1 pseudogene is annotated in these 935 nt (G+C 36.7%); it reads left to right on the plus strand.

The annotated features are described in order from the left end of the window. Positions 1–113: 113 nt before the first annotated feature. Positions 114–935: pseudogene (locus MF4642_RS16525) on the plus strand (IS30 family transposase); the annotation flags it as partial.

Below are 935 nucleotides of genomic sequence, written 5' to 3' on the forward strand. Positions count from 1 at the left end.
AGGGCAGAGTAAAACTTGAAGTGCGACATAAACCACCTAATTAATTTAAAAGGTTTATGGAGTATATAAAATTGTCATACCATCATCTTAACTTTGAAGATCGTACTGCATTAATGCTTGAGTCAAGAAAAGAAGGCTTTTCAGCCAGAAAATTTGCTGAACTCATTAAAAGACATCCTAGTACGATCTATCGTGAGCTTAAAAGAAATAGCATCAATGACGTTTATCAAACTCGATATGCTTCTGATAACACCTTTGCTAGACGTAGACGTGGTCACAGAAAACTCAAAATCGATTCAACCCTCTGGAAATTTATTGTTGAAGCGATCCGCTGTTTATTGTTCTCCTCAGCAAATAGCAAAGCGTTTAAAGACATTTCCTGATTTGGATCAAACAATGAATGTAAGCCATACAACGATTTATTCAACGATACGAGCATTACCAAAGGGTGAGTTGAAAAAAGACTTATTATCCTGTCTGCGTCATGAAAATAAAAAGCGAAAAGCTAACGGTGAATCTAAAAAAGATTCTATATTACAGGATATTAAAACTATTCATAAGCGCCCAGCCGAAGTTCAAGAAAGAAAAATACCGGGTCATTGGGAAGCCGATTTAATTAAAGGTAAAGACAATAAAAGTTCGATAGCAACACCTATTGAACGAAATACACGGCTCTGTATCTTGGCAACATTACCTGATGCAAAGGCAGAATCAGTGCGCAAGGCTTTAGCTGAAGCTCTGAAATATTTACCTGCAGAACTGCGTAAAACGTTGACCTATGACTGTGGACATGAGATGTCAGAACATAAAATACTCGAAGAAGATTTAGGCATAGATGTATATTTCTGTGACCCACATTCCCCCTGGCAAAACGGCACATGCGAAAATATGAATGGTTTAATTAGGCAATATTTACCTAAAGGGATTGATTTAAA

Origin of the sequence: Acinetobacter sp. MF4642 (genome assembly GCF_002018925.1) — a bacterium.
GTDB classification, from domain to species: Bacteria; Pseudomonadota; Gammaproteobacteria; order Pseudomonadales; family Moraxellaceae; genus Acinetobacter; species Acinetobacter johnsonii.